Raw genomic sequence first — 7,212 nt, 5'->3', positions numbered from 1 at the left:
CAGAGAAGGGAAAATATAGTACACAGCGTATAAGATTTAACTCCAATTCTTCTGCTTAATTTTTTGTTACATACTTATAAATTTTTCCCACGGCTTACTTATGAGCCAAGAACAAGTTAGAGCATTACTGAATCGGACTCGCCAAGCTGCTCTTAAAGGTCAGTATGAACTATTTAAAACCACTAGCCAATTTGATAGTACAGCCAAAAATCCTGAGTGGTTAGGATAAGTTTTAAGCAAACGAGTCTTGGGTTTAAGACCCCCACTCAATCAAACACGGACTTTGGTAATACGACTATTTAATAAAGCCGCAGCAGACTGTTGCACCTAATTGGTTAAGACATCTAAGCATTCATCCCGCCATCAACATCAAGTGTTGCACCGGTGATGAAAGCTGCGTCAGGACTGGCGAGAAAAGCGACCGCAGCTGCAACTTCCTCTGGCTTACCGTAGCGGTTGAGGGCTGTGGCTGCTTTTTGGATTACTGCAAAATCACTATCAGATGGGTTCATATCAGTTTCAATTGGGCCTGGCTGTACAACGTTAACTGTGATCGCCCTCGATCCCAGGTCACGTGCCCATCCGCGCGTGTAGCCAGCGATCGCAGATTTAGTTGCTGAATAATCGGAGATTCCTGCCCAAAGGGAATGGGTTCCAACACAGGAGCCAATGGAGATGATTCGTCCACCTTCAGTCATGAGTGGTACAGCCGCGCGGACGGCAGCCACTACACCACCGACATTGATCGCAAACTGCCGTTCAAAGGAGGCAATATCGCTTGCAGGATCGCCAACTACACCAAGGACAAATACGCCAGCGTTGTTCACGAGAATATCGAGACGACCAAAGCGTTCGGCGACCATCTTAACCAAATTTCCAACCTGGAGAGGATCGGCTTGGTCGGCTTTGAAGGCGGCGGCACTAACGCCTTTTTCTTCGAGTTCCCGGACAATGATCGCGGCCGTTTCGGATGAGGTGGCGTAACTGATGGCAATGTCTGCGCCGTCTTCAGCCAGACGTTTAGCGATCGCAGCACCGATACCCCGTGAACCACCTGTAATGAGGGCAACTTTACCTGTGAGTTTCTTAATATTGCTATTCATGATTTTTACTCCTTCGTTGTTGAACCTGTCACCTCAGTTATTTGACAACCGGGTAATTTTGTCAAGATTTTGACAAAGCTATCAATAAATCAGCAATAATAACCAAGCCTGATGTATTTTACCCAAATTTGAAAAATCGCAATGCGTATTTGCTGATGATCGTTCACTTCAGTACAAATCTGTATTTGTGGTTCTTAGACTGACGCAAGTAAGTAAATTCGCCAGTTATTTAGCATAACTAGACTTAGACTATTACGTAAATAAACGAACTATACACACTCAATACTTTTCGGATAAACCCAATAATCTCTCTTTTGGTCTGGGGAAAGGTTAAAGGGCAATGGGGAAAGGGAAATTCAAACCTTTTCCCTTTCCCCTTTTCCCCTTAACCGAAAAGTATTGTATACACACTGTCAGATAAAGTTTATAGTCATTACGTGGTGCTAAAGATTAGCGAGGCTAATCATTATTTAATTCGCATTTGAAGAGTTAACTTGACTTGAATTCTGGGAACTATCATATTAACTACCAAAATCTATTAGAAACAACATTCAGACAAGTATTAATGTTTAAATTAATTGCCCACATCCCTGACTATAGTATTACAAGTTTAATTTATGAAGCTGCTGCCACAGTAATTTATCGAGCATACTCCAAGACTAACGGGCACTTAGTTGTTATCAAACTGCTCAAAACAGAGTATCCTAGTATCAAAGAGATTGCCCAACTCAAACACGAATACGAAATCATTCAAAATCTGAATATTGCAGGTGTAATTAAAGCCCATAAATTAATCAGTTATGATAACGGCTACAATAATGGTCTAGCACTGGTTTTAGAAGACTTTGGTGGAGAAAGCTTAAAACATCAGATATCTACGACAGGGATTGAAATTACAAAATTTCTTAACATTGCCAATCAAATTACTGAAACATTGGGAGAGTTACATACCCACCACATTATCCATAAGGATATTAAGCCCGAAAATATTCTTTATAACCCCAATACCGAAAAAATAAAATTGATTGATTTCAGCATCGCTTCGCTGTTATCCAAAGAAAGTCCAGAAATTACTAGCCTCAACCTTCTAGAAGGAACACTGGCTTATATGTCGCCAGAGCAAACCGGACGTATCAACCGAACCTTAGATTATCGCACAGATTTTTACTCATTAGGTGTCAGTTTCTACGAAATGCTGACTGGTCAGGTTCCCTTCTACAATGCTCAAGACTCAATGGAGTTGGTGCATTGTCACATTGCGAAAATTCCTGTAGCTCCGCACGAGATTAATCCTAATGTACCATTGGGAATCTCTGCGATCGCTATGAAACTTCTAAGCAAAACTGCTGAAGACCGGTACCAGAGTGCTTACGGGTTAAAGGCCGACCTAGAACAAGCAGCAATACAACTACAAACAAAAGGCAGCATTGACCTTTTTAGCTTGGGTCAGCAGGATTTTTCGCATCAATTCCAAATAGCTCAAAAACTTTATGGTCGGGAAGTAGAAGTAGCAACTCTAATGGCTGCATTCGATCAAGTTAGCCTTGGTTCGAGCGAAGTTGTGTTGGTAGGAGGATACTCAGGTATCGGCAAATCCTCACTAGTTAACGAAGTTCACAAACCGATTGTGCGGCAACGAGGTTACTTCATTGGTGGCAAATTTGACCAACTCAAGCGAGATATTCCTTATGCTTCTTTGATTCAAGCATTTCGAGAATTGATGCGACAACTGTTAGCTGAAAGCCAAGCCAGAGTCGAGGTTTGGAAAAATAAATTACTACAATCATTGGGAGTTAATGGTCAAGTTATTATTGATGTCATCCCGGAAGTAGAACTGATTATTGGGCAGCAAGCGCCTGTACCGCAGTTGGGCGTTGCTGAGTCTCAAAACCGTTTTAATCGGGTATTTAAGCAATTTATCCATGCCTTTACTGCTGCTGAACATCCCTTAGTCCTGTTTTTAGATGACCTCCAATGGGCAGATGCCGCCTCTGTAAACCTGGTCGAGAATCTGATGACTGACCCAGAAAGTCAGTATCTTTTGCTGATTGGGGCTTACCGAGATAACGAAGTTAGTGCCACCCATCCACTGATGCTAATGCTAGAGACAATTCAAGCATTTGGGGCAACTGTTGAAGAGTTGTTCTTGAAGCCATTAGCAGCACCTCATATTACTCAACTGGTTAGTGACACGTTCAATTGCAAATCATCTCAGGCAGAACCTTTAGCTGATTTGCTGTTTCAAAAAACCCAAGGTAATCCCTTTTTCTTGACTCAGTTACTAAAAGTACTACATCAAGATAATCTCTTGACATTTGATTATCGTTCGGGCTTATGGCAGTGGGATCTCAACAAAATTCAGGAACAAGCCATTACTGATAATGTAGTCGATTTAATGGTGAATAAAATTCAAAGGCTCTCAGAACCAACGCAGCAAGTTTTACAATTAGCTGCTTGTGTTGGGAACCGTTTTAATTTAGAAATTCTAGCTGTAGTCAACGAAAAATCTCCATCAGCAACAGCAATTGATTTATGGTCAGCTTTGAGGGCGGGATTAATTTTACCTTTAAGCGATACTTACAAAATTCCTCAGTTGTTGAATCAGTCAGAATTGGCAACATACTGTGATACGGCGGTAAAAGTAGACTATAAGTTTTTGCACGATCGCGTTCAGCAAGCTGCCTATTCTTTAATTCCAACCGACCAGCAAAAACAAGTACACCTGAAGGTAGGTAAATTACTATTACACAATACTGAAAAAGCCCAGTTGGAAGAGCATCTTTTTGAGATTGTCAACCACCTTAATGCTGGCAGCTCATTGATTGTAGAACTAGTAGAAAGATATGAACTGGCAGAATTAAATCTGAAAGCAGGCCAGCGAGCAAAATCATCTTCGGCGTTTGTAACTGCACTTAAATTGCTGGAGATAGGGATGAATTATCTACCTATAAATAGCTGGGAAGATAAATATTTCCTGACATTAACTTTATATTTACAAGTTGGAGAAGCAGAATTTTTAAATGGTAACTATGAAAAAGCCTTGCTGATTTTTGAGCAGACTTTCAACAAGGTTCAAACTACTCTTGATATGTGCCGAGTAAATGAATATCGGATTATGTGTTATCGCATGGAGAATGATTTAAACTCCGCATATAAAATTGGGTTAAACACCTTGGAACTTTTAGGTTTTGAGTTTGCAGCTTATCCCGATGATGCATATCTATTAGAAAAACTCAATCAAACAAAAAAAGTTATTGGCGATCGCACAACTTTTAGTCTCGCAGAACTACCGCCAATGCAAGACGAAGAGAAGTTAATGGCTCAACGCATCTTAAAAGAAGTTTGGCCCATTGCCTACTTTTTAGGATCTAAAGCGTTGCATATTACATCTATGAACATAACTCAACTTTCAGTTCAGTATGGCAACTCAAGAATTTCTGTATTTGGTTACATGCTGTATTCTTTCAATTTAGTATTTGAATATGGTGAGGTAGATTCAGGTTATGAATTTGGTGAATTATCTCTGCGTTTGCATGAGATTTTAAGAACGAAGGAATTGGAAGCGAATATTTTGAATATGTGGGGAGGTTTAATCTGTCACTACAAAGACCATATTAGCCAGGGTAAGCCTTATTTATTAAAAGGATTTAATAGTGGTCTAGAAACAGGTTCTTATCAATGGTCTGGTTATTGTTCAGTTAATTTTTTATGGCAATGTTTATTTGGAAATGAATCTTTAGAAAAAACCGCAGAAGTAGCCGAAGATTTTATTCCTAGCCTCCGTAAGATTGACAAAAATATGTTGAACTACCATCTGCTGGCGATGGAAGCGATCGCTAACTTGACTAAGCCAGCAGCTAAGATTGACGAACTTGTGGGCACTTGGGCAGATGAACGGCAAGTGCTAGAGTTTGCGTTAGCATCTTCGGATATGTTGAGTGCATTTGTAGTTTACATCTATAAACTGGCACTCTGTAACTGGTATGGAGAGTATAGCAAAGCTGTTGAGTATGCAGAGAATGCCGAAAAATTTGTTGCGGGAGCGCGAGGAATTTTTATTAATCCTGTTTTCTATTTTCACCAAAGTATTGCTTTAGCAGGGGCTTATGCAGAGGTAGATACAGAAACTCAAGTTACTTATCTGCATAAACTCAATGCCAACTTAGAAAAATTCCAGCAATGGGCAATGCACTGCCCAACTAATTATCAACACAAGTTTCTGCTGATTCAAGCTGAAATTGCTCGGATTGATAAACAAGATTATCAGGCAATGGAACTGTACGATCTAGCGATCGCTTCTGCTGCCGAAAACGGTTATTTACAAAATGAAGCCTTAGCAAACGAACTCGCATTTCGATTTTACTGGGACAAGGATAGAAAAAACTTTGCCAAAGTTTATTTTAAAGAAGCCCGCTATCGCTATCTCAAGTGGGAAGCTACAGGTAAAGTCCGGCAACTGGATGAACAATATTCCCAACTTTTTAGAGATCCAGTCGGGGAAGTAAACGGGCAAGGTACGGCTACAAAGCAGATTCGGGATATTTCTGGAGCTAAAATCCAAACTTTAGATTTAAGCACAGCAATTAAAGCATCGCAGGCACTCTCAAGCGAGATGGAGCTAAATCGGCTGCTGGAGAAAATGATGAAGATCGCGATCGAGAATGCTGGTGCCCAAATGGGTTATCTACTTGTAAAACGAGAGAACCAATGGGTGATCGAAGCCGAAGGAAGCATTGATCGAGATCAAGTAACAGTGCGATCGTCTAGTCTGTTTCAAGTAAAGCATAAGCTACCAGTTTTGCTGATTAACTATGTTGAAAGAACAAAAGAAAATTTGGTTTTAGACGATGCTAGCCACACAGAGCGTTTTGTAAGTGACAATTATATTGTTGCCAATCAACCCAAATCAATTTTGTGTTTGCCTTTCTCTCATCAGGGTAAGCTAACTGGAGTTCTTTACCTGGAAAATAACCTCACTACCGGAGTCTTTACCGCAGATCGATTAGAAGTACTGAACTTATTAACTTCACAAGTTTCCATCTCTATAGAAAATGCTCGGCTCTACACAAATTTGCACATATACTCCCAGGAGTTAGAAATTTCGGAAACACAAGCGCGTGAGAAAGCAAAGCAGCTAGAACACACGCTCGATGAATTGAAGCTTACCCAGTCTCAGATGGTGCAAAGCGAAAAAATGTCTAGCCTAGGGCAGTTGGTGGCAGGTGTTGCTCACGAAATTAATAACCCAGTCAGCTTTATCTACGGCAACCTGACTTACGTAAATAATTATGTCAAAGACTTAATGAGTGTAGTACAACTTTATCAGCAGCAAAACCAGAATTTACCACCTCAAGTTCAAAATGAAATAGATGAAATTGACTTAGATTTTTTGATGGAAGACTTACCGAAGCTGTTAGCTTCCATGCAAGTGGGAACCGATCGCATTCGTCAAATTGTATTATCTTTACGAAACTTTTCCCGCCTAGACGAAGCTGATGTTAAAGCCGTTAATATCCATGAGGGCATTGATAGTACCCTAATGATTTTGCAAAATCGGCTCAAACCCCAACCAGACTCTCCCGGAATTCAGGTAATACAGGAGTATGGCAACCTGCCACCTGTAGAGTGCTACCCTGGACAACTGAATCAGGTATTTATGAATCTGCTCGCAAATGCGATCGACTCTTTAGAGGAATTTAACGAACATCGGACTTATGCCGATATCGCACTTCAGCCAAGTATCATTACAATTCGTACTACTGTTGAAGGCGATTTCGCCGTCATTCGCATTGCTGATAACGGTTCTGGTATCAGTGAAAATGTGCGATCGCAACTCTTCACACCCTTTTTTACTACCAAAGCCGTTGGTAAAGGCACTGGTTTAGGGCTATCTATTAGTTACCAGATTGTGACTAAAAAGCATCGAGGACAGTTAGAATGTGTATCCGTTTTAGGACAAGGGGCTGAATTGATTGTTTCTATCCCCCTTCAGGCAAGGCTAGTACCGCAAGGCGGAATTAAAAATTAAAAATGCATACAGCATAAGCATTTCATTGATTGAGAATAAGTGGTTTATTTCCGCCGTGTTGTACTAGAAGCAAGAAGGCTT

Annotated in this window: 3 protein-coding genes; 2 read left to right on the top strand and 1 reads right to left on the bottom strand. The window is 40.6% G+C overall.

Going from position 1 to position 7,212, the window contains the following annotated elements; translation table 11 throughout:
- Nucleotides 1-100 precede the first annotated feature (100 nt).
- Nucleotides 101-229: a hypothetical protein gene (locus H6G86_RS39580; protein WP_277883645.1), complete on the top strand. Its 129-nt coding sequence runs from the start codon at nucleotides 101-103 to the stop codon at nucleotides 227-229.
- 115 nt (nucleotides 230-344) lie between these two features.
- Here the strand turns inward: H6G86_RS39580 and H6G86_RS19870 are convergent, their stop codons facing one another.
- Nucleotides 345-1,103, bottom strand: a complete 759-nt coding sequence (locus H6G86_RS19870; RefSeq protein ID WP_190935739.1) for an SDR family NAD(P)-dependent oxidoreductase — start codon at nucleotides 1,101-1,103, stop codon at nucleotides 345-347.
- Nucleotides 1,104-1,668: 565 nt separating this feature from the next.
- On the opposite strand from H6G86_RS19870, the gene H6G86_RS19865 reads away from it, so the two are divergent.
- Nucleotides 1,669-7,131 (top strand): ATP-binding sensor histidine kinase, encoded by a 5,463-nt coding sequence (locus tag H6G86_RS19865; RefSeq protein WP_190935738.1) that lies wholly within the window; start codon nucleotides 1,669-1,671, stop codon nucleotides 7,129-7,131.
- The last annotated feature ends 81 nt before the right edge of the window (nucleotides 7,132-7,212 follow it).

The organism is Nostoc sp. FACHB-133 (genome assembly GCF_014698055.1).
Lineage (GTDB): Bacteria > Cyanobacteriota > Cyanobacteriia > Cyanobacteriales > Nostocaceae > Nostoc.
The sequence above is the reverse complement of the archived record's forward strand: the minus strand, read 5'-3'. Positions and strand labels throughout refer to the sequence as shown.

Coding starts and splice junctions, on each gene's coding strand:
- H6G86_RS39580 (WP_277883645.1), top strand. CDS start 101: ATGAGCCAAGAACAAGTTAGAGCATTACTGAATCGGACTCGCCAAGCT.
- H6G86_RS19870 (WP_190935739.1), bottom strand. CDS start 1,103: ATGAATAGCAATATTAAGAAACTCACAGGTAAAGTTGCCCTCATTACA.
- H6G86_RS19865 (WP_190935738.1), top strand. CDS start 1,669: ATGTTTAAATTAATTGCCCACATCCCTGACTATAGTATTACAAGTTTA.